Source organism: Alcaligenes sp. PF14 (genome assembly GCF_037150615.1).
GTDB classification, from domain to species: Bacteria; Pseudomonadota; Gammaproteobacteria; order Burkholderiales; family Burkholderiaceae_B; genus Alcaligenes; species Alcaligenes phenolicus.
Map to the genome: position 1 here is coordinate 1 of NZ_JBAGRS010000026.1, position 415 is coordinate 415.

Below are 415 nucleotides of genomic sequence, written 5' to 3' on the forward strand. Positions count from 1 at the left end.
TGCCACCTTGGTAGCTATTTTGCCCACTCAGTACCAGGGTGCCGGCACCGCTCTTGTTCAAGGCACCGGTACCGCTTAAGGTGCCGCTCAAGCTCAGCGTGGTGCCATCGGCCACCTGCCAGTTTGCATCTTCCAGGAAGCTGGCCGCGCGAGCGGAGCTAAAGGAGTCGGAGGTGGCCAGCGTGCCACCCTTGAAGACCAGATTGCTGCTGCTATCCCCCAGATTGGCGTCGCGAGCGACTTGTACTGTGCCTTGCTTGAGCACGGTGTCGCCCTGGTAGCTATTGTTGCCGCTCAGCGTCAGTGTGCCATTGCCGTCTTTGATGAGTTCAGCCGCCCCTGATACCGTTCCGTTCAGATCCAGCGAGTTGTCCTGGCTGATCTCAAACGTTCCGGCATCCAGCAGGGCGATATC

General features: G+C 59.5%; 1 protein-coding gene. It reads right to left on the reverse strand.

The features are described 5' to 3' along the window. A partial coding sequence (locus WFM49_RS18670) for an autotransporter-associated beta strand repeat-containing protein (RefSeq protein ID WP_336974853.1) occupies nt 1-415 on the reverse strand: 415 nt, incomplete at both ends.